This is a genomic window from Clostridium sp. HGF2 (assembly GCF_964240115.1).
GTDB lineage: Bacteria > Bacillota_I > Bacilli_A > Erysipelotrichales > Erysipelotrichaceae > Clostridium_AQ > Clostridium_AQ innocuum.
Map to the genome: position 1 here is coordinate 54824 of NZ_CAXSSO010000007.1, position 23540 is coordinate 78363.

General features: G+C 42.8%; 22 protein-coding genes, 2 tRNA genes and 1 other annotated feature. Of the genes, 17 read left to right on the forward strand and 7 right to left on the reverse strand.

Annotated features, from left to right (window positions below; genetic code table 11):
• The first annotated feature begins 48 nt into the window (after nt 1-48).
• From ACESPQ_RS12985 to ACESPQ_RS12995, 3 genes are read left to right on the forward strand one after another with little or no spacing between them, the layout of a single operon-like run.
• On the forward strand, nt 49-666 hold the full coding sequence (locus tag ACESPQ_RS12985) for an ATP-binding cassette domain-containing protein (RefSeq protein WP_373144452.1): 618 nt from the start codon (nt 49-51) through the stop codon (nt 664-666).
• Nucleotides 663-1832, forward strand: a complete 1170-nt coding sequence (locus ACESPQ_RS12990; RefSeq protein WP_373144453.1) for a hypothetical protein — start codon at nt 663-665, stop codon at nt 1830-1832. Before ACESPQ_RS12985 ends, ACESPQ_RS12990 begins: the two co-directional genes overlap by 4 nt.
• Nucleotides 1829-3010, forward strand: coding sequence for an ABC transporter permease (locus ACESPQ_RS12995; RefSeq protein ID WP_118002288.1), 1182 nt, complete (start codon nt 1829-1831; stop codon nt 3008-3010). The genes ACESPQ_RS12990 and ACESPQ_RS12995 overlap by 4 nt, the downstream gene beginning before the upstream one ends.
• A 149-nt stretch (nt 3011-3159) precedes the next feature.
• Here the strand turns inward: ACESPQ_RS12995 and ACESPQ_RS13000 are convergent, their stop codons facing one another.
• Together ACESPQ_RS13000 and ACESPQ_RS13005 are read right to left on the reverse strand one after the other, a co-directional pair.
• Nucleotides 3160-3330, reverse strand: coding sequence for a hypothetical protein (locus ACESPQ_RS13000; protein WP_257327321.1), 171 nt, complete (start codon nt 3328-3330; stop codon nt 3160-3162).
• A gap of 630 nt (nt 3331-3960) precedes the next feature.
• Nucleotides 3961-4848: an alpha/beta fold hydrolase gene (locus ACESPQ_RS13005; RefSeq protein ID WP_002608620.1), complete on the reverse strand. Its 888-nt coding sequence runs from the start codon at nt 4846-4848 to the stop codon at nt 3961-3963.
• Nucleotides 4849-4936: 88 nt separating this feature from the next.
• Between ACESPQ_RS13005 and ACESPQ_RS13010 the strand changes: the two genes are divergently transcribed.
• The 9 genes from ACESPQ_RS13010 (at nt 4937) to ACESPQ_RS13050 (ending at nt 15172) form a co-directional block, all read left to right on the forward strand.
• Entirely contained in the window at nt 4937-5683 is a 747-nt protein-coding gene (locus ACESPQ_RS13010) for an imidazolonepropionase (protein ID WP_373144454.1), read from the forward strand.
• Nucleotides 5684-5740: 57 nt separating this feature from the next.
• Entirely contained in the window at nt 5741-6205 is a 465-nt protein-coding gene (locus ACESPQ_RS13015) for a DUF4352 domain-containing protein (RefSeq protein WP_002608622.1), read from the forward strand.
• Nucleotides 6206-6291: 86 nt separating this feature from the next.
• Nucleotides 6292-6541 (forward strand) — a binding site (T-box leader).
• Nucleotides 6542-6583: 42 nt separating this feature from the next.
• The gene (locus ACESPQ_RS13020) at nt 6584-7618 is read left to right on the forward strand and encodes a methionine ABC transporter ATP-binding protein (RefSeq protein ID WP_373144455.1); all 1035 of its coding nucleotides are present in this window, start codon (nt 6584-6586) and stop codon (nt 7616-7618) included.
• A complete protein-coding gene (locus ACESPQ_RS13025) occupies nt 7612-8292 on the forward strand; it encodes a methionine ABC transporter permease (protein WP_002608624.1) in 681 nt (226 codons plus the stop codon). The genes ACESPQ_RS13020 and ACESPQ_RS13025 overlap by 7 nt, the downstream gene beginning before the upstream one ends.
• A 170-nt stretch (nt 8293-8462) precedes the next feature.
• Nucleotides 8463-9299 (forward strand): MetQ/NlpA family ABC transporter substrate-binding protein, encoded by an 837-nt coding sequence (locus ACESPQ_RS13030; RefSeq protein WP_002608625.1) that lies wholly within the window; start codon nt 8463-8465, stop codon nt 9297-9299.
• Nucleotides 9300-9485: 186 nt separating this feature from the next.
• On the forward strand, nt 9486-10253 hold the full coding sequence (locus ACESPQ_RS13035) for a hypothetical protein (protein ID WP_002608626.1): 768 nt from the start codon (nt 9486-9488) through the stop codon (nt 10251-10253).
• 41 nt (nt 10254-10294) lie between these two features.
• A complete protein-coding gene (locus ACESPQ_RS13040; protein ID WP_373144457.1) occupies nt 10295-11425 on the forward strand; it encodes an exonuclease SbcCD subunit D in 1131 nt (376 codons plus the stop codon).
• Nucleotides 11415-14441 (forward strand): SbcC/MukB-like Walker B domain-containing protein, encoded by a 3027-nt coding sequence (locus tag ACESPQ_RS13045; protein ID WP_109770342.1) that lies wholly within the window; start codon nt 11415-11417, stop codon nt 14439-14441. The genes ACESPQ_RS13040 and ACESPQ_RS13045 overlap by 11 nt, the downstream gene beginning before the upstream one ends.
• A gap of 5 nt (nt 14442-14446) precedes the next feature.
• Nucleotides 14447-15172, forward strand: a complete 726-nt coding sequence (locus tag ACESPQ_RS13050) for an NAD-dependent protein deacylase (protein WP_002608629.1) — start codon at nt 14447-14449, stop codon at nt 15170-15172.
• Between the two features lie 209 nt (nt 15173-15381).
• Here ACESPQ_RS13050 and ACESPQ_RS13055 read toward each other — a convergent pair whose 3' ends face one another.
• The 3 genes from ACESPQ_RS13055 to ACESPQ_RS13065 form a co-directional block, all read right to left on the reverse strand.
• The gene (locus ACESPQ_RS13055) at nt 15382-16980 is read right to left on the reverse strand and encodes an ABC1 kinase family protein (protein ID WP_373144458.1); all 1599 of its coding nucleotides are present in this window, start codon (nt 16978-16980) and stop codon (nt 15382-15384) included.
• Entirely contained in the window at nt 16964-17266 is a 303-nt protein-coding gene (locus ACESPQ_RS13060; RefSeq protein ID WP_002608631.1) for a phasin family protein, read from the reverse strand. Before ACESPQ_RS13060 ends, ACESPQ_RS13055 begins: the two co-directional genes overlap by 17 nt.
• Before the next feature lie 241 nt (nt 17267-17507).
• Nucleotides 17508-17583: transfer RNA gene (locus tag ACESPQ_RS13065), tRNA-His, on the reverse strand.
• Nucleotides 17584-17702: 119 nt separating this feature from the next.
• Between ACESPQ_RS13065 and ACESPQ_RS13070 the strand changes: the two genes are divergently transcribed.
• Together ACESPQ_RS13070 and ACESPQ_RS13075 are read left to right on the forward strand one after the other, a co-directional pair.
• The gene (locus tag ACESPQ_RS13070) at nt 17703-18548 is read left to right on the forward strand and encodes a DegV family protein (RefSeq protein ID WP_109770341.1); all 846 of its coding nucleotides are present in this window, start codon (nt 17703-17705) and stop codon (nt 18546-18548) included.
• A gap of 45 nt (nt 18549-18593) precedes the next feature.
• Nucleotides 18594-19340 carry a hypothetical protein gene (locus ACESPQ_RS13075; RefSeq protein WP_002608633.1) on the forward strand — a complete coding sequence of 249 codons (747 nt, stop codon included), beginning with the start codon at nt 18594-18596 and terminating at the stop codon, nt 19338-19340.
• Between the two features lie 828 nt (nt 19341-20168).
• Here the strand turns inward: ACESPQ_RS13075 and ACESPQ_RS13080 are convergent.
• Both ACESPQ_RS13080 and ACESPQ_RS13085 read right to left on the reverse strand, forming a co-directional pair.
• Nucleotides 20169-20256, reverse strand: a tRNA-Ser gene (locus tag ACESPQ_RS13080).
• 449 nt (nt 20257-20705) lie between these two features.
• A complete protein-coding gene (locus ACESPQ_RS13085; RefSeq protein ID WP_109770340.1) occupies nt 20706-21299 on the reverse strand; it encodes a hypothetical protein in 594 nt (197 codons plus the stop codon).
• A gap of 217 nt (nt 21300-21516) precedes the next feature.
• Between ACESPQ_RS13085 and ACESPQ_RS13090 the strand changes: the two genes are divergently transcribed.
• The 3 genes from ACESPQ_RS13090 (at nt 21517) to mreC (ending at nt 23540) form a co-directional block, all read left to right on the forward strand.
• Complete coding sequence (locus tag ACESPQ_RS13090) at nt 21517-21921, forward strand: SPOR domain-containing protein (protein WP_373144459.1); 405 nt, start codon at nt 21517-21519, stop codon at nt 21919-21921.
• Nucleotides 21918-22607, forward strand: coding sequence for a RadC family protein (radC, locus tag ACESPQ_RS13095; RefSeq protein WP_257333323.1), 690 nt, complete (start codon nt 21918-21920; stop codon nt 22605-22607). Before ACESPQ_RS13090 ends, radC begins: the two co-directional genes overlap by 4 nt.
• Nucleotides 22608-22703: 96 nt before the next feature.
• Nucleotides 22704-23540 carry a rod shape-determining protein MreC gene (mreC, locus tag ACESPQ_RS13100; RefSeq protein ID WP_008819413.1) on the forward strand — a complete coding sequence of 279 codons (837 nt, stop codon included), beginning with the start codon at nt 22704-22706 and terminating at the stop codon, nt 23538-23540.

Here is a 23540-nt window from a genome sequence, read left to right on the forward strand (position 1 = left end):
AAATTTATTATTAGAGTATAATCATGTCTAAAAGAAAGGATGATAATCATGATACAACTTAAAGATATAACAATAGAAACAAGACATTCAATATTAACCAAAACTGACTATTTATTTGAAGATAGTTGTGTCTATGGTATAGTAGCAGAAAATGGTTCTGGTAAAACAACATTGTTTAGAACTATGATGAATCTTTTACAACCTAAATCAGGGAAAATACTTTTTGAAGATAAATCAATCGAGCAAATGCTTGGATGCATTTTCTATTTTGAAAGTGTCGAATGGCTAGACAAAAATCTAAATGGTTTGGACTATTTGAGATTTGTAAGAAGTTTATGGAAATCAAATGTACAAATATCAGATATTATAAATTTATGGAATATGGAAGAATATATTAAAATCCCAATAAGTAAATATTCACTTGGAATGAAACAGCGTCTTGTTATTGCAATGTATTTTGTTAGTGATGCAAAGTACATGATTATGGACGAAATAACAAATGGATTAGATGAAGAAAATCGAAAACACTTCTTCAAACTTATAAGTGATCTTAAATCTAAGGGAAAGACTATATTATTATCCTCACACTATAAAGATGAAATTATCGAAGTATGTGATAAAGTACTGCAAATAAAGCAAAATCAACTTTGTGAGGTATCATCATGAAATATCATAGTTTTATATTGAAAAAAATTGAAAAAAATTGGCTAAATCTAATCCCCTTTGTATTGGTAACAGCATTTATAATTTTTATTTATGTTAATTATAGAATAAGCGCATTTACTGATATAAATGATCCTGAATATTCTGGAATAAATGAAATAGAAAGAATAAAAAAAGATATACCTACCTTTCAGGATGAAATTGCAAAATTTGATGAAACAAGTGAAGATTACAAGATTAGCAAAGAAAACTTAAATATGGCTGAAAACAGATTAAAATATCTTCAGCAAAAAGTGGATGCAGTGACAAATAATAATTGGACAGAGTATTATAAGAACAATTTGGAGTTAACAAACATAACAATGGCTGTTGTGTTAGAAGATATTGAATATTATGATGAAGATATGGTTGAAGTCTTAAAATTGGATCAAAACTATGCAAAATATATGATAGAAAACAAATTGTCTTTTGATGATCGTTTTAAACCTTCACAAGGTATTTCTTATACTGCGAAGATAATGAATGACATCTTTCCATTTATTTTATCGATTTTGCTGATTTATATTATGTCTTCAGTATACTGTTCAACTATAATTGAGAATATGGATATTCAAAAATTAATACCTATATTAAAGTTTAAAAAGCAAGGTATACGTCTGTTAACAGGAGCATTTATAGGGGGATTCATCACAATTTTTATTGTAATAGTGTCATCTTTATGTGGTGCTTTAGGTAATGTGCTAGGTTCTCTACAGACACCCGTATTAACCTATTCACAACAAGGAGTGGAAACTTATACTTCTCTATCTTCTGTTTTACCTCAATTCCTTATACTACTTTTATTATCAATATTCTTTATTGTTAATTTTGTTTCCGTTATTTCTATACTTGCACGTAAGAATATGAAATGCTTACTTATTTCATTAGTTATCATTATAGGATGCATCTTGATAACAAGTGAAGTTGTTCCAATTCGCCCTATTCTACATATTTTGCCAACTACTTATATAAATGCATTCAAAGTTGTAACAGGAGAATTATGCTATATAACAAATAACTCTTATATCAATATATTATATGGCATACTTTCGCTTACAATAAGTAATATCATATTATTCATACTGTATTATTATTTGCCTAAATTATCCAGAGGAGTGGCTACAAGATGATTATTTATGCAAAATTTTTATTTAAAAGACTACTTTGTAGAAAATCAAATATATTTGTAGTCATTTTATCTATATTACTTCTTTCTGGAATTCTATTAATGAATATGAGATCACAAGACGAGTTACGCAAGACATTTGATATACAAATTGAGACAAATCAGCTAGAGATAAAAAAATATGAAAATAAAATAGCAAATGAACCTTCTGATTCTAAAAAGAGATCAGAATATGAAGCACAGATTGATTTTCTTGAATCTAACAGTCAAGCATATGAAAATATGATTGATTACTATGATACAGAAGATTGGTCACAATTCTATAATAGTTATATAAATGTTTTAGAAGATCAAATAAATATTATAGTGCCAACAAGTGATGAACAAAGCAGTAAGGACATTAATCCAATGTCAAATTATTACGCTGAACAGTTAGTATATATCAAATATCTAAATGAACATAATTTGGTATACGAAGAAAAATCTTTTCCTGTCTTTGGTTTGTCTTTTCTTACTTATGTAACAAAAGGTATCTCTCCTATCATTATCTTGATTTGTTGTATATACATATTGGCACAGCTTTTCACTATAGATTATAAAAAGGATATTAATATACACTTATTATATCCTATCAGTAGAGTAGAAAAATTTCTCATCAGGATTTTTGTTGGTATATTTACAAGTAGTATAATATATCTCCTTATACTTCTATGTACCTTTTTGGTAGCAACATTAATAACAGGAAATACAGGTTTTGAATTTCCTGTTATGATTCAAGACAGCATTACCAAAGAATGGCATGCCATAAGCTCAATTGCATTTTTAAAAGAATGGTTTATTATTGGGGCTTTGTTTTATTTAAGCATATGCTTTTTCACTTATAGTATATCAGCCTTTATAAAAGAAGATGGAACTCTATTTTTAACAACTATATGTATGATTTTGGGTATTGCTTATTTACCCTCTGGATTAGAATCACTAAGAAGCATTTCTCATTTTTTACCTACTACATACATGAATTTTATCAAAGTTGCATCAGGTGAATTGGCGATTGAATACTCTAATATAAGTATAAATTTATACACGGGGATTGTTGTTCTTATTATATTTACGATTCTGCTATTTATATTTTGTATAATAAAAGAGCAGATGAATAAGACTAGCTATAGAAAAACACGATAAGGTTCATAAATAATATTATCTATTTTCATCTGTTCTTCTTTTGTTTTACTTCTATAATATTTCAATAATGCAACTTCTTCTTTATTTTGTAATATGATCTCTTCGCTTGGCTCTGCAAGTATACCGCAATACTTATTAACATCTACTTTCTATATATTACAAAAACGCAGAAATGTTAGAATATCAGGTGAGGCTGTACCATTTCTCCATCTGTTTATCTGTATAGGTTTTACTCCTATTATGTCGGCAGTCTCTGCTGTTTTCAAGTCTGTCATTTCCAAGCTGAGATCAATTATTTCTGATACAATTTCATTTCTCATGCGTCCACCTACTAATATCATAGAACGAATAAAAGAACTCGGAGGCTATTGTTCAGAACAATATTTGTTTCCTGACGAGGTGTTTAAATAATTACTATATCATTGATCATGAATTTCTTAGTCATACTTTAAGTTACAGTCAACGCTTATCCTGTGTTGAAAATAAAAGAAATAAATGATCACATTAATTTAAATGATATTGAATTTAATGATTTATGTCAGAAATTCCTTATTATAAGATAAAAAGTGCCTATTCGAGTGGCACTTTTTATTCTCTCAAACTGGAATTATCTTCTGACTTTTCCTCGTTAATACAATAAATCTTTAATATTGCAATATGAATATTTAATTTAATGCTAATTTAATAAATGTACTTCAAAAATCATTTGCGCCCATTTAGATTTCCATTCTTTACCAAAATTTTAATTTGAAATTTTGCTTATTTTGTGCCATTGCGATTGACAAACGTTTAAAAATAGTAACTAAAAAAATTCTAATAATCAAAGGCAGCGTAAGGAAAGCACTCCTTTTGTGTACAGGTAAAATCAGTAACTCTTTCTCAGTGGGAATCGCGGTATGGTAATAAAATGAAAATCGTGGAGAGTTTGTTGATGAAAGCCATGAAGGAAGCTATATTTTCGCACCGGCATCTGCTTGACAGCTATCGGTATGCTGCGATTCATCAGTCTGCACGCGAAGCGGGTTCAACGCCGGCTCCTGTGATTGCTTTTCACGCTCTCTGCGCTTTTTCTCCTCCAGTAGGGCCCCCATGATATCCTCAGCCATCACCGGTTCGTTATCCGGCAGGAGTACGCCCTCGAAAAACAGCTTCATATTCTGATAGCATGTCCAGCTGACCTCCGGATCCATCAGCAGACGATGATGCCCGTCATGTAGAAGAATCAGCTTTTTGCGGCTGTGTGGAATTTTATTGTAGGCCCACAGGGAGCTTTTTACAGAAATGACCTCATCGGCATTCCCATGAATGATAAAGACCGGACACTCCACAAAGCCGATATATTTCTTCAGGTTTTTTACCAGCTCCGTAAAGGCGCCGTAAAAGGCACGCGGGAGCTGGATTTCCTCTTTCTTTTCATTTCCCATCAGTGAGGATGCGGATTTTGTAAGGACACCGGTGATTATATCAACATTCATATAGCTGAATGCGGGAGCCAGCAATAGAAGGCGCTTTACGGGGCATACAACAGCCAGGTAGGAAGCAATCACACCGCCCATCGAGAAGCCGGCAAGATAGATATCTCTACCGCTGTCTCTATAGGAATCTACGACCTCCTTCGCTCTGGAGACCCATTGCATCCAGTCATGATCCTGTTCATCAAACAGATCATACATGTCAAACTGTATGATATCAAAGCCGTCCTGTTTACCCCAGGCAGCGAAATTATCAAATTCATTTCTGCGTCTTCTGCCATAGCCGTGTATCGTGATGATCACAGGCTTTTGTACGGCAGGCGGCAGTTCTTCTTTCTTTAACAGATGTTTCAGCCAATCCAGCATATTTCTCACCCTTTCTGTTTCAATTATACCATAATTCTTTTCCCATTCGACGCTTTTTGACGTATAATAAAAGAAGTCAATGTGAGGGATGTCCGTGAAGAAACGAGCTACGCTGCTTATCATAAATCTGGAAAAGATCTACACGATGGATATGGTCAACAAGCATCCGCTTGTTTTTCAGCATGCCTTTATCGCCATCCACCATGAGCGGATTCTGGCGGTCGGCTGCGGCAGCTGGAGGGAATATGCGGATAAGGATACCCGGATTCTGGATGGCAGAGGTCATATTGCAGTACCTGGCTTTATAGAGGTAGAGGCGCAGCTGAGTACAGCCTCCAAACGCGACGGTCTGCGCAGACAGCTGGAGGAGGGTATGACGTATATGCGAAACGGGACGCTGACACTTGCCTGCAGGGGTGGCGGTGCAGCAGCCCTTCGTGAACAGCCCTGCTTTGAGATACTGGATGCAAACCCTGCGTGCATACCGGTTATGTATCCGTATGCAAGCCTGTTCCAAAAAAACAAGAAGCGCCTTTGCCGCTTTTGTATCAGCGCAGCCGGGAATTATGCGATTCAGGATCAGCTGTGTGCGGCACAGCTCATGGGGATGGCGGAGGTCTATGATGCATGGACATTGCTGCAGGCACTGACTGTATGGCCTGCAAGAGCACTGGATCGCGGCGAGCTTGGACATATCCAGAGAAATGCACAGGCGGATATCCTTTTGTTTGCTCACACGGATATCCATGCACTCTTTCATACGCTGGGCAACCGATACCTGACACAGATTATAAAAAAAGGTATTCGCGTCTTTCCGGATATTCTTATTTCATGAGGAAATTCGACAGTTTTCCTTACTCCTGTCATATAGTATGGTAGAGAGGTGAAAACTATGGAAATCATTCAACATGAACAACAGAAGCATAATATTCTTCTGACATCGGATTATTGTCCGAATCAGGCGATGATCAATGAATTTCAGACCATTTTTTTTACATGCAAGCTGCAGCGGATCGAGCTGTGTGAAAAGGAGCTGAAGGATTTTATCGTCGATGACGGTGCCAGATTTCTTATGCTGCATGTGACGATACGAAATATAACCAATGAGATCCTGACAATGTATAAGGATGACTTCATGATAACCTTTGATAATGAGGGGCCGTTTGAGGCTGAGGATAATTTCGGAATCCGCAATCAGCTGCCGGACGAATATGCCCTGAAGCCGCAGGAGGAAATCAGTGGCTGTCTGGTGTTTATCATCTCCTCCTCGGCGAAGAAAATCATGCTGAGCTATACGGAGTATTTTGATGATGAAAGTGAAGGCAAGACCTATAAGCTGAAATATAAAATCGGCTGATTTACAGGAAAAAGTTTCATAAAAAGAAAAAAAGAGAAAAAGACTTGACGATTTGATTAAAATAAAGTAACATAATGGGCAGATAAACAATGACGTAGAAAAGAAGAGTAGGCACGTAGGCTTTTAAAGAGAGTTTCCGTTTGGTGAGAGGAAATAAAGAGGAACTGCTGAAAATGGTCTTGGAGTCGCGCAGTCGAACAAGGTAGGCTGCGACGTGTTCGCCCGTTACAGCGATAGGGTATAACTTTCCTTCAGGAAAGCGTACTTGATGAGGTTTCCACTGTGAGGTGGGAATAAACTTAGGTGGTAACACGAAATTCAGCTTTCGTCCTATGGGATGAAGGCTTTTTTATATGTAGAATACAGGAGGAAGAGGACATGATCAGATTAGAGCATGTCAGTAAGACATTCGACAGCAGGGCGGGGAACGTGCATGCCGTGCAGGATGTTACACTGACGATACAGGATAAGGAAATCTATGGAATTATCGGCTTCAGCGGTGCCGGCAAATCAACACTGGTACGCTGTATCAATCTGCTGGAGCGTCCAAGCAGGGGAGCAGTCGTGATTGATGATCAGGATATCACAAAAATGAAGGATAAAGAATTAAGAGCGATGCGCAAGAAGATCGGTATGATTTTTCAGCATTTCAATCTGATGCGCAGCCGTACCGTCTATCAGAATATCGCATTTCCATTAAAGGGAAGCGGATTAAGCAAGGCGGAGATGGATCAGAAAATTCGCAGATTGCTGGAGCTGGTGGATCTCAGCGATAAGGTCGATGCTTACCCATCGCAGCTCAGTGGCGGACAAAAGCAGCGCGTGGCGATTGCGCGGGCACTGGCGAATGATCCCAAGGTGCTGCTGTGTGATGAAGCAACAAGCGCACTGGATCCGCAGACGACCAAAAGCATTTTAAAGCTGTTGAAAAGGGTGAATGAGGAGCTGGGAATCACCGTCGTATTGATTACGCATGAAATGGCCGTTATCAAGGAAATCTGTGACCGTGTGGCGGTTATGGAAAACGGATATGTTGTGGAGGAGGGAAGCATTATCGACATCTTCTCAAAGCCGCAGGCAGAGGTAACGCGCAATTTCATCGCTTCAACCAGTAATGCCCATCGTGTGCAGGAAATGCTCGATGCCGGTGCCAGTGTGACGAGACTGGAAAAGGGACAGCGCATGGTGAAGCTGAACTATGATTCCGTCAGCACAAGCAAGGCGCTGATTTCGGAAATATCCAGACAATTTCTGGTGGATACCAACATCATTTTCGGAAATGTGGAAATTATCAAAAATACACCGCTTGGTGATTTGATTGTTATCCTAAGCGGGGAGGAAGCACATATCGATCAGGCACTTGCCTATCTGAAGGCGCATGAAGTAGGCGTGGAGGTGATGAAATCATGCTAGAGCTTTTGAATCAATTCATACCGAATATCATGGATAAGCTGCCGGATTTCTGGACAGCTATTCTGGAAACCTTCATCATGCTGGGAATCGTCGGAGTGATTTCCTTGTTGATCGGCACCCTGTTCGGTGTCATTATGGTCGTAACCAAAAAGGAAGGTATCCTGGAGAATGCAATTCTTTATTTCCTGATTGGAAAGGTGATTGATTTCTTCCGGGCCATCCCCTTTATCGTACTGATTTTTCTGATAGCGCCAATGACCCGTGCCATTGTTGGAACGACCATCGGATTGCGGGGGGCCATGCTTCCACTGGCAGTCGGTGCCATCCCCTTTGTGGCCAGACAGATTGAAAGCGCGTTATCCGAAGTGGATAACGGACTGATCGAAGCGAGTCAGGCAATGGGCTGTTCTCCGCTGGAAATCATATTCCGCGTATATCTGAAGGAAAGTGTACCGGGCATTATCCGTGCAACAACGATCACGCTGATCACGCTGATTGGCTATATCGCCATGGTAGGAGTCGTTGGCGGCGGCGGACTTGGTGACTTCTGTATCCGTTATGGCTATAATTCCTTCCAGTTTGATGTGATTTATGTGTGTGTTGCAGTGCTGCTGCTGATCACTTCACTCATTCAGGGAATTGGAAATTTTGCGATTCGTAAAACCACGCATTGATGTGGTAAGGGAGGGACACTTGTGAAGCACATGCTGAAGCAGAATTGCCGGATCTGTCGAATGTGCAGCTCACAGATTCGACAGAAATAATCCGGAGCCAGATGTGTGTATGCAGATACACAGGCTCTAACGCATAAATTAAAACAATATAGAAAGATGAGGGAAAGAACATGAAATTAAAAACATTGGCAGTTGGATTATGTACGATTGCACTGCTGGCAGGCTGCGGTGCAAAGGGCGATGATGCCAAAAGTGAAAAAGAGGACAAGACGATTCGCATCGGTGCGAGTGTAACACCGCATGCGGAAATTCTGAAGCATGTGAAGCCGGCACTGGAAAAAAAGGGCTACAAGGTTGAAATCGAAGAATTCACAGATTATGTAAAACCGAATCAGGCACTGGTCGATGATGAGCTGGATGCAAATTTCTTCCAGCATAAGCCGTATTTGGTCGACTGGGCAAAAAAGGCTAATGTCTCAGACAAACTCACAAGCGTGTTTGCGGTACACTTTGAGCCGCTGGGTATCTATTCCAACAATCATACATCATTAAAGGAGGTTGCTGACGGACAGAAAATTTCCGTACCGAATGACCCTACCAATGGCGGACGTGCGTTGAAGCTGCTGGCAGATAACGGAATTATTACTCTGAAAGAGGGCAAGGGTGTCGATGCGACGAAGCAGGATATCGAAGCATATAATAAAAAGGTGGAAATTATTGAAATGCAGGCAGAAACCTGTGCGACAAGTCTTCCGGATGTTGATTTTGCAGTTGTTAACGGAAACAATGCCCTGAATGCAAAAATCAGTGACAAGGTGCTGGTGACGGAATCCAAGGATAGTGAGGCTGCGCAGACCTATGCCAATATCATTGCGGTACAGACAGCTCACAAGGATGATGAGAAAATCAAGGATTTGATTGCGGTGCTGAATACCGAAGATGTAAAGAAGTTTATCGAGGAGAAATATAACGGGATCGTTGTACCACTGGTACCGGTAAACGAATAAAAGAAGAGAGATATAGATGCTGGTTTTATCGGTATTCTATATCTTTTTCTTTTCTCTGCCTGCTGATGAAATGAAATTGTAAGTGTTTTCTTTGTGTAAAATGATGTGATTTCCCATGAATATGACAAAAATCAGTGGCTTTCTACTATGGAAAACAGTATAATAGAGAGTACATAAGGAGGGCATATGAAAAACATTAAGACATATCTGAAAAAGAACGGCTTCTTTGTTTTCTTGCTGACTGTCATACTGTTGATTATCATTGCCTTATCCGTCTATATCTTTGTAAATACGCAAGCGCAGCAGGAACCGGTGAAGCCGGTGGTGACAACACCGGAGCCTGCACCTGCAAAGACAACAGCGGAAATCACGCAGTTTGAAGGAGAATATCGAAAGGATTTGCGATATATCGATGTCACCTGGAGCTATGAAAAGCATTCTTCCACAATCAACAGTGTAGAATTGTACATCAACAATACGTATGTTGACAATGTATCGGACTACAGCAGCTATCAGATTTCAAAGGATGCATACAATTATGCAACCGGAGAAAATGTGCTTCGCCTGATTCTGAATTTATCAAATGGAAAGACTGTGGAAAAAAAGACAAAGGTTTTTGTTAATTATGTAATCAGTATGGAGCAAAGCGTAAGGCAGGTTGGCAATGCCACGGAGGTAACCCTGAAATATCAGTATGATAAAGTGCATCCTGTCGATGTGCCGAGCATCTTTATAACCGATGCCAGTATCGTCAGCGGGGAAATTAAGTATATCGGCACACAAACCAAAACCAGAGATGGCAGCGTGTATGCGGAAACGACCTATCAGATCAACTGGCCGGAGGCAGTGGTCACCTATCAGCAGTTTGATGTCCGCTGGTCCTTTAAGGATATACAATACAGTAAGGATTTTCTGGCAGAAAAAGGAAAAGCAGTGGAACAGGCAACGGAGTAGGGCAGATAAATCTGCCCTGTTTTCAGGTAAGGAGGACAGGAATGAGAGTATTACATACGGCAGACTGGCATTTGGGAATGGATTTATATAAGGTGACGCTGATGGAGGATCAGCGCTGGTTTAAGCAGCAGCTGAAAGCGATTATCGAGGAAGAAAGCATCGATGCCGTGCTGGTGGCGGGAGATGTGTATGATACGATCCTGGCCAGTAAAGAGGCGATTGAATTATATGATGATATCATGTATATGCTGTGTATGGAGCTGAAAAAAAAGGTGATTGTAATTGCCGGCAATCATGATTCGGCAACCCGTCTGGCATCCCTGTCAAGGCTGCTGGAGGGGATGGGGCTGTATATCATCGGAAGTCTGAAGGAAAAGGTGAAGGGAATCCGGGTGGATGACTGTATGATATACCCGATTCCGTATTTCCATGTGGAGCAGGTAAGAAAGGTCTACCAAAAGGACGTGCATTCACAGGCGGAGGCTTTCAGCTGTATTTGTACGGATATTCTTTCTACGGCAGACTATGCATATCGGCCGATTGCCATGGCGCATGGCTTTCTGGCAAATGCCGAGGTATGCGAGAGTGACCGATTTGCGAATGTGGGTGGAGCGGAGCTGGTTCCCTCCGCTATATTTGACGGGTTTTCCTATGTGGCCATGGGACATCTGCACCGCCGTCAGCATGCCGGTGGGCGTGTTTGGTACAGTGGCTCACCGTTGCCGTATTCCTTTTCGGAGGCTGATCAGCCCAAGGGTGTGCTGATTTATGACAGTCAGACGGATACGGTAACAAAACGGGATATTCAGCCTCTGCATCCACTGCAGGTATGCAAGGGAAGCTATGCGGATTTAAAGGAGAGAATGCTGAAGCATACAGTGCCGGATCATGCCTATGTGAAAATTGAGGTCACGGATTTGCCGGTATCCTATGAAATGCTGGATTACTTTCGACAGGGCTATGAGAATCTTCTGCAGCTGAGTGGAAAAAGCATGGAGCAGGAACAGACGAATATCACGATACGATTACAGGATTTGGAGACGATATCCGATTTGGATATTGTACAGCAGTTCTTTCAGGATTATTATGGGGAAGAGCTGAGTGAAGCAGCGAGGCAGCTGTTTTTACAGGCACAGCAAAAGCTGGAGAAAGAGGAAATGTATGCGACCTGAAATATTGAAGCTGCAGGCCTTTGGTCCTTATGTAAAACAGCAGTGCATCAATTTTCATGTATTTGACGAACAGCATCTGTTTCTCATACAGGGGGAGACAGGAAGCGGAAAGACGATGCTGCTGGATGCGATGACCTATGCGCTGTATGGGAAAAGCAGCGGTTCTCAACGGGAGGATCTGTATAGTATGCGCTCCCGTTTTGCCGAGGTGCAGGATGCGACCGTCGTTGATTTTCAATTTCAGCTTCATCAGCGAACCTATCGGTTTGTGCGAACGATTACGATGCGTAAAAAACGCAATCAAGAGCTGACTCCTCAGATGCAGATTGATGCCGGAGAAATAGTCGATGGGGAATTTGTACCTTTCTTTGAAAATCCGAAACTGAAAAATGTTGAGGAAAAGGCGGTGGAGCTGCTGGGTTTGAGTTATGCGCAGTTTGTACAGGTTATGATCCTGCCGCAGGGGAAATTCGAGCAGCTCTTAACAAGCAAAAGTGAAGAAAAGCAGGAAATATTGAAAACACTGTTCCAGATGGAGCGCTGGACCGGAATCAATCAGGCTCTCAGCGATACCATGAAGCAGAAGCGGGAACAGCTGGATATGAAAAAGCAGCGCAGGGAGGCATTGCTGAGCGGAATAGAAATGCAGAGTCCTGAAGAAATCACAGTATGGCTGAAGCATGCCGGAAGCACGCGCAGAATACTGGAACAGGAGGTAAAGCAGAAGCAGGAGTTGCTGGAGCAAATCAAGCAGGAAGCAGCACAGCAACGACTGAGAAAAGAACAGCTGACACTTTTGCAGCAGGCAGAGCTGGACTGGGAGCGATTGCTGCAGCAGGAAGAAGACATGAAGCAGCTCTATGTTTATCTGGAAAGACAGAAGGAGCTGATAAAGGTGCTGCCGGAATGGAATACATTGCAGCAATGCCGCAATATATGGAAACAGCGCGTCGATAACCTGCATGCTGTGGCGAAGCAGCATGAGCTTCTAAACCAGCAGAAGCAGGCAGCCCCGCTATGGCAAACGCAGCTGCAGGAGTATAAGGGGCAGGAGCAGAATCTGCGTCAGAAGCTGCATGAAGCACAGGAGCTGCGCCCGCTGGTTCAACAGCTGCAGCAGCTGCTTGTTAAAGAGAATGCTCTGCGGGAATTGCAGGATAAACAGCAGCAGCTGGTGGAGCAGAAACAAAAGCATTGCAGCGAGCTGAACAGCAACAAGGAGCAGCTTCGACAGAAAATAGAGACAGCTCAGCTGACACTGGATGGACTAGAGCATGCTGCGCAGCACTTTGCGGTATGGAGGCAGGCAGATTACCATGAGCAGCAAAGAATCCAGCATTCCGGTAAGCTGAAGGCTGAGGAAGCCGAAGAAAAAGAGCTGATTCTGCAGATAAAGCTGCGGGAAGAGCAGCTGATACCGCTGCAGCAGGCCTATGATGAAGCAATGCGTACCTATCTGAACAACAGTGCGGTACAGCTTGCGGCTTTATTAAAGGAGCATGAGCCCTGTCCTGTATGTGGAAGTACGACGCATCCCGCACTCGCTGAAACGAAGGCGGCGTATCAGGATGTTGTGCAGCTAAAGCAGCTGCAGGAACGTTTGGATCAGGAAAAGGAAGCAGTGCAGGGAATACAGCAGCAGCTGGAGCATGTGCGATTATCCATACAAATGAGACTTACTGCTATGCAGGAGCATGAGAAAGCCATACAGACACTTTTGCAGCAGCCGTTTTCCCAGACGGAATTTACCAGACTGCAGCAGAAACAGCAGCAGGCTGAACAGCTGAACCTGGTTCTTCATGAGCTTCTGCAGCAGCAGGAGCGATTACAGCAGAAGCAGGAGGAGGAGGATGCCGCATTGCAGCAGCTGCAGCAAAAACAGCAGGAGCTGCATACGGAGGCTTTGTTGAACGATCAGCAGAGAACAGTACTGCAGGACAGTATTCCCTGTGAGCTGCGCAGTCCGCGGGCGCTCAATGACTGTTTGCAACAGCTGCAGCAGGAGCTCGACCTCACAGTCGCACTGGTGGTAAAGCAGGAAACAAGGCTTCGACAGCTGGAAATCAACCTGGCACAGCAGCAGCGGGATCATGAGCATGCACAAAAGGAAGAGCAGCAGGCAAAGCAGGCACTGCAGGCTTCAGAAATATCTTGGCAGGCGGTGGCACAGAACAGGATTCAGGAGGAGGAAATGCAGGGGCTAAAGCAGGAGGATCTGCAAAAGCGGGAACAGCAGATGCAGGAATATGCGCTGAAAAAGGAACAGCTGAAAACAAGGATACAGGATCTTCAACAGCGCTGTGCTGCGATTGCAGAACAGAATCTGGAGGCATTGCTGGCACAGCAGGAGCAGCTGATGCAGGAGGTGGAGCAGCTGCAACTAAAGCTTGCGGATATTACGACACATGAAACGATGTATTTACAGGTGCAGGCCTCCATCACGCAAATTCAGAAGGAGCTGGATGTTGAAGAGCCTGCATTTGTAGAGCTGGCTCATTTCGTCAGAGCCATGCGTGGTGATAACGGTATGGGGATTGAACGATATGTACTGGGAATCATGCTCGGCAGTATTACGCAGCAGGCAAATCAGCTGCTAAAGCTTGTTCATAATGGACGCTATCAGATTTTCCGCAGTGATGAGGCGAGTGGCAGAACACGAAAATATGGTCTTGAACTATCCATATATGACAGCTTTACCTGCAATACCCGCAGTGTCGTTTCCCTGAGCGGCGGTGAGAAATTCCTGGTTTCGCTTGCGCTGTCACTGGCATTATCCGCCGTTGTACAGGCAAGAAACGGCGGTATTCAGCTGGACACCATGTTTATCGATGAGGGCTTTGGAACGCTGGATGAGCACAGCATAGCAGATGCACTGGCTGTATTGCAGATCATGAGCAGCAGTCGCGGCTATGTCGGCATTATTTCCCATGTGGAATTGCTGAAGGAAAATATACCGGCCGGTATTCTGGTGGAGAAGAGCAGAGAAGGCAGTCATGTACAGATCAGAAAGGTGTGAAGCATATGTATGATGAACTAAAAAAAATACTGACACAGAGTGACAATATCGTTTTTTTCGGTGGTGCGGGTGTCAGTACGGAAAGTAATATTCCGGATTTTCGATCACAGAGCGGTATTTACAGTAAGAAGACCTATCCGTATCGTGCAGAAACGATGATCAGCAGTGAGTTCTTTCATGAACATCCCGAGCAGTTTTATGATTTTTATTTCCATGAAATGGTCTATGAGCGGGCACAGCCAAACGATGCGCATCTGGCGTTAGCAAAGCTGGAGGAAATGGGAAAATTAAAGGCAGTTATCACGCAGAATATTGATGGTCTGCATCAGAAGGCCGGCAATCAAAAGGTTTTGGAGCTTCATGGCAGCATACACCGCAATCGCTGCCAGCGTTGCCGTGCAGAGTATGATCTGCAGGAAATGCTGAAGCAGAAGAAGCAGGTGCCGCGGTGTCCGAGCTGTAACGGCATCCTGAAGCCGGAGGTTGTATTGTATGGAGAAAGTCTGGATATGCAGGTCATGGAGGAGGCAATTCTTTTCCTTTCACAGGCAGATGTGCTCATTGTCGGAGGGACCTCCCTTGTGGTATATCCGGCAGCTGGGCTGCTTCAATATTTTCGGGGATCAAAGCTGATATTGATTAACAAAGAAGAGACTGCGATGGATCATAGAGCGGATCTGGTTATTCACGATGCTATTGGAAAGGTCATGAAAGAAGCTGTTTTGGTATAAAGTAAGGAAATCTGAAAAACAGCTTTGGCGATAAGCTGTCGCATACTATCAAAGTAAAGTCTGTCACAATTCCTGTGTTCTTTCTTACTTTGGGGTGCTTGCAAAAAAGAGAATTCGAATGCTATTGATAATATACAATAGTGTGGAATTCTCTTTTTTTATGTATTCACGATTGTGTAAAATCCGATTCCTGTACAGCTTTTTTATGCTTACCGGCGTTTGTCCTTTAACACGGTATACAGCAGCCACATGCCCAAAAATACGGCGGTCATATAGCCGATAAACCCAATGGCGGGTATACCGAGCACCTTGGGCGTCATATCGGTTGTACAGATCAGGGAGCTTGCCATGAGCAGACCGCAGGATACGATTCCGACAACCAGCTTATTGACCATGTGATTGATGGTTTTTAAGGGTACACTGGAATCCATGATTTCCAGATTCAGCTTGATGCGTCCCTTGGTGATCATCCGCATGAGCTCACTGAACTGGATGGGAATATCGAGTGTGCGCTTTCCGGTCTCATAGAGCTTTCTTCCCGCATTTACCGCTTCCTTTTTGGCATCCAGCTTTTTGAATATATGCTCGCTGACATGGGCTGCCGCTATCTGAATGATATTCGTCTTCGGATCCAGCAGCGTCATCGTGCTTTCCATGGTTACAAGTCCTCTTGCCAGCATGCTGATGCCTTTCGGCATGGATATACGGTGCTTGTGTGCAATGGTAAAGACCTCCTGAATCGCATCCCCCAGATTGATCTCATTCAGGTCCATATGGATATATTTCTTCATGAAGATTTCCATATCGTCATAAAACAGTGTGTAATCAATCCGGCCGTCGTGAACTCCCAGCGTCAGGATGACATCGACCATCAGCTCGGTATCATTGCTGCCAATGGCCTGCACTGCCTTTTTCATAAGGTCCTTGTCGCTGCGCTGCAAGGTTCCCATCATGCCAAAATCAATCCAGATGATCTTTCCATCCCGTATGCGAAGATTTCCAGGATGCGGGTCAGCATGGAAAAAGCCGTCGTCCACGATCTGCTTGATGTAGTTCTCTGCCAGCTTGGAGGCAATTTCCCGAAGGTCATAGCCGCCTTCCTCCAGTGTTTTGCGATCGTCAATGACAATGCCGTCAATGTATTCCATGACCAGCACCCGGCTGGTCGTGTAGGCCTGCTCAATCAGCGGCGCACCGATATAGGTGATAGACTGATGATTCCGGGCAAATTCCATGGCAAAGCGCGCCTCATTCAGAAAATCCATTTCCTGCTTTGCGGTAAACCAGAATTCATCCATCACGATATTGATATCGATGACGCTCCCCAGCACCTCACTCAGACGCAGCAGCTTTCCAGCTTTACGAATCAAGGAAATATCCCGTTCCATCATCTCATAGATGTAAGGACGCTGCACCTTGACAACGATTTCTCTTCCATCGAGCAAAGAGGCCTTATGCACCTGCGCAATGGAAGCGGAACCCAGAGGTATACGCTCAAAGCTGGAGAATACCTCCTGCATGGGACAGCCGTATTCTTCCTCTATGACGCGCTGTACATCTGCAAAGGGCAAAGGTGCGACATTATCCCGCAGCTTGACAAGCTCCTTGCAATAGCGTTCACTGAACATATCCTGCCGGCTTGCCATGATCTGTCCGATTTTAACGAAGGTAGGACCCAGATCTTCCAGAATTTCCCGAAACTTAACCGGATCAACTCCCTTTGTGATATGATGCTTTTTCAGAATTCCCAGAATCTGAGCAAGCCGGCGTTTACTGCTCAGCGTTTTCGCTTCATTCGGATTGCTCATTCTCCATGCCTTTTTCGAGTTCTTCAATATGGGCCTTCAGCATTGCAAGGTCGTCCCTGCTGACCTTTTCCAAATCCTTGCGGATGCTTTCCGTATCAGCCGGAGTTCTCAGCTTTTCCCGAAGATCATGCTTCAGCTCCTCATTCAGAATTTTACCCTGTTCAACTGTTAATTCACCTTTTTTCACAAGAGCATCAATTACGTCCTTTGATTTTTCTGCTGTAGTGGCAACGGCACCAATCCCTGCCAGCATGATTTTCTTAATATCCTCACTGATGGTATTCATAAAAAATGCCTCCTTTTATTTATATTTATTGTAACACGTTTTCTGTAAAAGTATGAATCTTTTCTGTGAAAAGAATTTCTACGTATGTGCTGCCTGCGATACACGCTTGTGGATGGATTAACAGCTATTTGCGAATCCGGCACTTATCTTCACATAGTCTGCCTGTGTCTTCATTATCACGGGGTAATCAACTGTCTATAAATAAAAAAAAGAAGTCAATTGACTTCCTGATTGTTTTCTATGGGGCGACTGATGGGAATCGAACCCACGAATGACGGAGCCACAATCCGTTGTGTTAACCACTTCACCACAATCGCCATAGCGTTCCTGACATTTTATCAGGCGAGTTATATTATAGCCTATTCATTATGTTTTGTAAATACTTTTATTGAATTTTTTTGTAGAAATGTTATAATGCCTTTTAAGGAGTGATTCCATGAAAAAAATAGCGTTGATGTGTGATTCCAGCGCAGATATTACCAAAGAAGAGGCTGAAAAGCTTGGGATACATGTTTTACGGATGCCCATTACCATAAATGGAAAAGAATTTATCGAGGAAGAAACAATTTCCGATCAGGATATTATCGAGGCACTTGGTCAGAATAAGAGTGTTAAAACGGCACAGCCGATCATCGGTACGATGACCCGTATGTGGGATGAACTGCTGGAAAGCTACGATGAAATATTTTACATACCGCTGACAAAGGCCTTATCCGGCACCTGCCGTGTTGCGATGGGGATAGCGGAACAATCACCGTATCAAAATCGCGTGTTTGTTTTGAATTCTGATTTCGTGTGTTATCCGGTTGTTCATATGCTGTTAACCGCTCGCGATATGTTTGAAAAAGGATATACGTGTGTACAGGCAAAGGAAAAGATTGAGCAGGAGGGTGAGCTGTTTGCTATTCTGATTCCGGAAACTCTGACCGCATTAAAAAACGGCGGACGCATTTCGCCTGCTGCCGCAGCGCTGGCAGGATTATTGAAGATACAGCCATTGCTGAAGGTGGAGCATGGGGCGATTGATCTGGTTGACAAGGTGCGAACCCTGAAAAAAGCTTATAAAGAGGGGATCGAGGTTGTTTTAAAGGATATCGATCCAAAGGAATATGACTGGATGATCATTGATGCCTATAATCGAAAGGTCAGTGATGAGCTGAAGGCAGCATTGGAGGAGGCGTGCGGACAACCGGTTGAACAGCGGATTTTCAAGTCTGTCATCATGTCACATACCGGACCGGGAACCATCGGCTTTGGAAGAATTAAGAAAATTCGTTATTAGAACTCAGGCGGACTGAGTTTTTTCATAAAAACCAGGAGGGAATGTATGGATGGACATATTACATTAAAGGGGAATTATCGCAAGGATGTGCTAGATGCTTTTGTGGAGCAGGCGCAGAAAACAAAGCTGTCACAGCTGGTGATTCTGGAGCCTTCCAGTATGTTTCTTGAGTGCGCTTCCTTATATAAAGAGGTTAGGGCGACATATCCCTGCCAGCAGGAATGGTATCAGGCACAGAATATCTGTTCCATTATGGACTATCATGCGTTCATAGATGCGATGCGCAGGGAATCGTTTCCAATCCCTGTGAAATTTGGTATCTGTGTCGATTATTTTACACAGCATGAAATACTTTTATCTCAGATGAAGGCGGCCTATTCCTATGATTGCTTTGTGGGATGTATTCGCTTTATTGACAATATTGCATATTCCTGGGACCCGCAGTCAAAGGAGATGCTCTGGGACAAATACAATGCGGCATTTTTATACCGGCGCTATTATGAAATGATGTATGCATTGATCACCTCCCGTTTGTTTGACGGAGTGAGCGGCTTTGATAATATTCATCATATGCAGATGAAGCCGGGATATTCCCTGCAGCATACCTATAACAAGCTGGCGATGCTGCTTGCCCTGCAGCATATGTATGTGGAGGATGATGCAAGGGATGTGCTCAGTGTGCGGGGAAGCAGCGGAAGACTGAGTGAGGCATTTCGTGAAATTTGCATGGCAAAGCATATACGCATCGTCCCCTGCAGCTATGCGGAAAGACCGGAGGAAATGTGTTACTGATCTTTTTGATACCGGCAGCTCATGCTGCTGTTTAATAGGGCTGCTATGCATTTGATTCAGGTGAACAATTTAGAAAAAGTATGATACTGCTTATGCAGGGAATCTGTTTGCTTTCCTCTTTTCATGCATGCAATTCACATTCAAGAAAGAGTTCCTGATGTCGATTATCAAGCTGAAATTCATTGTGTATATAGATCAAGGAAACCAAAAACCGGAACTCACAGCGCCAGGGCACACAGGAAATAGAAGATCAGGTCTAAGTTTGAAAATCGTTTACGGGTATTGGAAAGTGATATAATTTAAAAAATTATTATAACAATTCAGATGATGCAAAATATGATCATTCAGTTTGTGAATGGAATAAATTTTCAAAAGATTTTGCCAGGATCAAAGAAATGCTCGATTCACGACAAATGGAAGGCTGCTTCTATTCTCTGGAACGTTGTTAATGAGTCATCATCACCTAACATTCATTCCTATGATTTCGTTCCATCATACAATATAAGGATGCAGTATACAAAATTAAGAAATTATATTAGGTTATCAGCGATTCGTCATCAGATAGTAATCGCTTTTTTTTCGGAAAGGAGTGTTACATGACACTTCTTAACTATCAAAAAAGCGTAGCAAAGCTTTTGCCTGATACCTTGTTTATAGTTACTGTGCCGGTTATTCATTTTTTTGTATGCTGTGCAGAACATAATTCGATATGATTATCTTGTTTTCTGATAACAGCATGCCTGTGTTTTGCATAAGTATCTTTTACCCTGATTTTCAGTCAGCGTAAGCATAAACAAAAAACGTCCCGTATGGGACGTATATTATCAATGGCGGAGAGCATGAGATTCGAACTCACGGTAGCTTTCACTACGCCACCTTTCCAAGATGGTGCCTTAAACCGCTCGGCCAACTCTCCAAGGTTACCTCTATTATTTTACTTATTTTCAAAGAAATGTCAACAATAAATTGTATAATTTCCTATTTTTTTGTTTATTCAAAGCTGCTGTTCGCCCGTTTTATTATAAGTATAGCTTTGATAAGGAAAAAAATACCGTCTGGCAGTAATCTCATACATAAAGGAGTATCCTCTCTCGTATCCCTGAGCGATGCGTGATGACTGTTCGAACAGGGAGAAGTGATGTTCTTAAGTATACGGTATTGTGATGCTGCTTAATACTACCTCCATTTTGTACTATGTATGCATTCGAAATCTACATACTGATAGAGAATCTATACAGCGGTATGCAGATTCCTTCATATTTAGTAATCTGCATATTAGCGCTTATCGTTTGTGCGAATGGCTTTGGCAACCCGGAAGAGGTCTGTCTCAAATAAAAAACAGAAGCTTCTCAGGGCTCCTGTCCGTTACTGCTCCTGCATCAGATTGAGATTTGCACTCAACAGCTTTTCCAGCTGCGCATTATCACTGCTCACCATCCAGACATCCTCTGTTTTCTTCAGCTGTATCTGAACATCCGTAGTTTTCATGACATCTGTTTTCTGCAGACTTTTAAAGAGAACAGTTGCGATGGCTGCTTCGGTTTCCGCATCGCTGACATCCTTTTTGCTAAGCTCCTGTACCTTCTTCTCCGCCTGCTCCATACCGGATTTCAGAGTTTTTGAGAAATCGTACTGCTTGATTTTCACTGTGACAGTTGCCTGATTGTCCTGGATGGTTTCCTTGCCTTCCTTATGCTCAAAATACATCATTTTCTCATATGTCTGCTTCTGCAGCTTTTTGTCAACAGAATCCATATAATCACTGTCATCGACTGAAAATGCTTTTATATTGAAATTCTTCCAGTCACTGGAAGCTTTTACCGCATCACTGTCCTGATTTTGAATGCCGTTTAAAAAGGCTGCCGTCGTTTCCGCAGGGGACCGTGGTGTTTCTTTTTTTGTACAGCCGGATACAGTACAAAGACACATCAGTGCAAGCAGTGCAATCCATTTTTTCATATCGGTACCTCCATATGCGTAATTGTACCACAGCTTTCTGCTTTTTTGACATCTGTGATTGGAAATAATAGAAAGATTTACATGAATTAGCGGATTTTTTAGGAGTTTCCCGATTTTAAATCGTATAGATATAGTGTAAGGAGGTGTTTTATCCTTTCCTGTCGAATGAGGTATGTGTCAAATGCGGGATGCATATGGTTAGGGTGAGGTGATGCATGTGGAAAATAAACGGCTGATTATGCTGTTCGGTATTCTGTTTTCCGTGGTATTCTGTCTGATGTATTATGTGCTGTTTTCCTTTACGCTGGGAAAAGCGAATGATGATAAGCGAACGCTGTATATGAATCAGGTGGGATTATATGAAAAGGCACAGAGTGTGCAGGATATGCAGGAAAAGCTGGAAAAGGAAGGTCTGAAAAGCTATACGATGAAGCAGGATAAGCTGACGGCTGTCGTTTGCGGTGTAAGCAGTGATGAAAAGGAAAGTCAGCAGGTTCAGCAGAAGCTGAAAGCGTTGAAATACAGCTACATTCCGAAAAATGTTACCGTAGAGAATTCCGATGTGGTCAAACTAATTGATGAGCAGGCATATGACAAGGCGCTGGAAAGGATTGGAAAATGAAAGTAAAGGAATTAAACAAGGAGGAGCGTCCAAGAGAAAAGGCGCTGCAGCACGGAATAGCGGCGCTTTCCAATCGGGAGCTGCTGGCTCTGGTATTACGCAGCGGCACGCGTTCCATGTCCGCACTGGAGCTGGCAGATGAGGTGCTGAGGCACTGGAGCTCTATGGGGGATTTGGGAAAGGCGAATATGCAGGAGCTGATGGGACTATCGGGAATCAAGGAGGCGAAAGCCATTTCTCTTATGGCGGCATTTGAGCTGGGACGCAGAATCGCTTTTGATGAGGTGCTGCATGCGCCGGGCATCCATCATCCGCAGGATATTCTGGAATGGGTCAATCAGCAGATCGGCTATGAACAGCAGGAGCATTTTCTCGTACTGTTCCTCAATCAGAAAAATCAGCTGATCAGCAGCCGCGTGATGTTTGTCGGCACCCTGACCAATGCGAGTGTGCATCCAAGGGAAATCTTTCGGGAAGCGATGCAGCTTGGATGTGCGAAAATCCTATGTGTCCACAACCATCCGTCCGGTGATCCGCAGCCATCCTCAGCGGATATCTCTTTGACCAGAAGTATTGAGGAGTGCGGCGTCATGACGGCGATTCCACTGATGGATCATATTATCGTCAGCCGCAATACATATTTCAGCTTCGCACAGAAGGGACTGCTGCAGCCGGGACTTTCCTAAAGTTTTCTTAAGATTTTGACAAAAACCAGATTGTCATTGAACTATTTTTCTTTCCCCTATATAATATATGGGAAACATGAAGAAATAGGTGAGAGCATGTCAAAATTGAATCGTTTTCAAAAAATAATCTTAGGCGTTATCGCGTTCTTTGTGATGATAGGTATCCTTTTAAGGAGTATGAGCGGCTCTGTAACAAGCAATATCGGCTATGATGTAGTCACGATGCTGAAATATGCACTGATTGATTATCCGACAGAAACCGTAAAAAATCTGTTCAGTGATTTTGCAAACCTATGGAGCGTGAATGAGGAAAATGACCGGCTGCGCTATGAGCTGAGCAAAAATCCTTCCTACAAGGCAAAGTATGTCAATGAGAAACAAAAAAATGCAGAGCTTGAGGAAGCATTGGGCATCAAAACGAGTGATGATACATATAAACGGACATGGGCGAAGGTTATTCTGCGTGATCAGGCTACCTGGAACAATGAGATTACCATTGATAAGGGCAGCAAGGAAGGCATTAAGGCCGGTATGGCAGTAGAAAGTACGAATGGCATGGTTGGAAAGATCAAGAGTGTTTCCGCTCATACCAGCGTTGTCAAGCTGCTGACCAGTGAAGATAAGCTGAATTCAGCATCCATTAAGATTCTGCTGGATGAAAAGAAAAGCTCTCTGGGTGTTTTGCAGAGCTATGATGTCAAGCGCGGCTGCTATATCGTTTTGCTGTTTGATGACAGCAGTGAAATCAAAAAGGGAATGCAGGTCGTCACAAGCGGCAAGGGCGGCGGCTATCCAAGCGGACTGCTGATCGGCACCGTGGACAGTGTGCAGGCGCTCTCCAATCAGACCGGACAGACCATCTATGTTCGGCCAATTGATGATTTTCAGACGTTCTCAATTGTTAGTGTCATCGTTGAAAAGGGAGATGAGTAG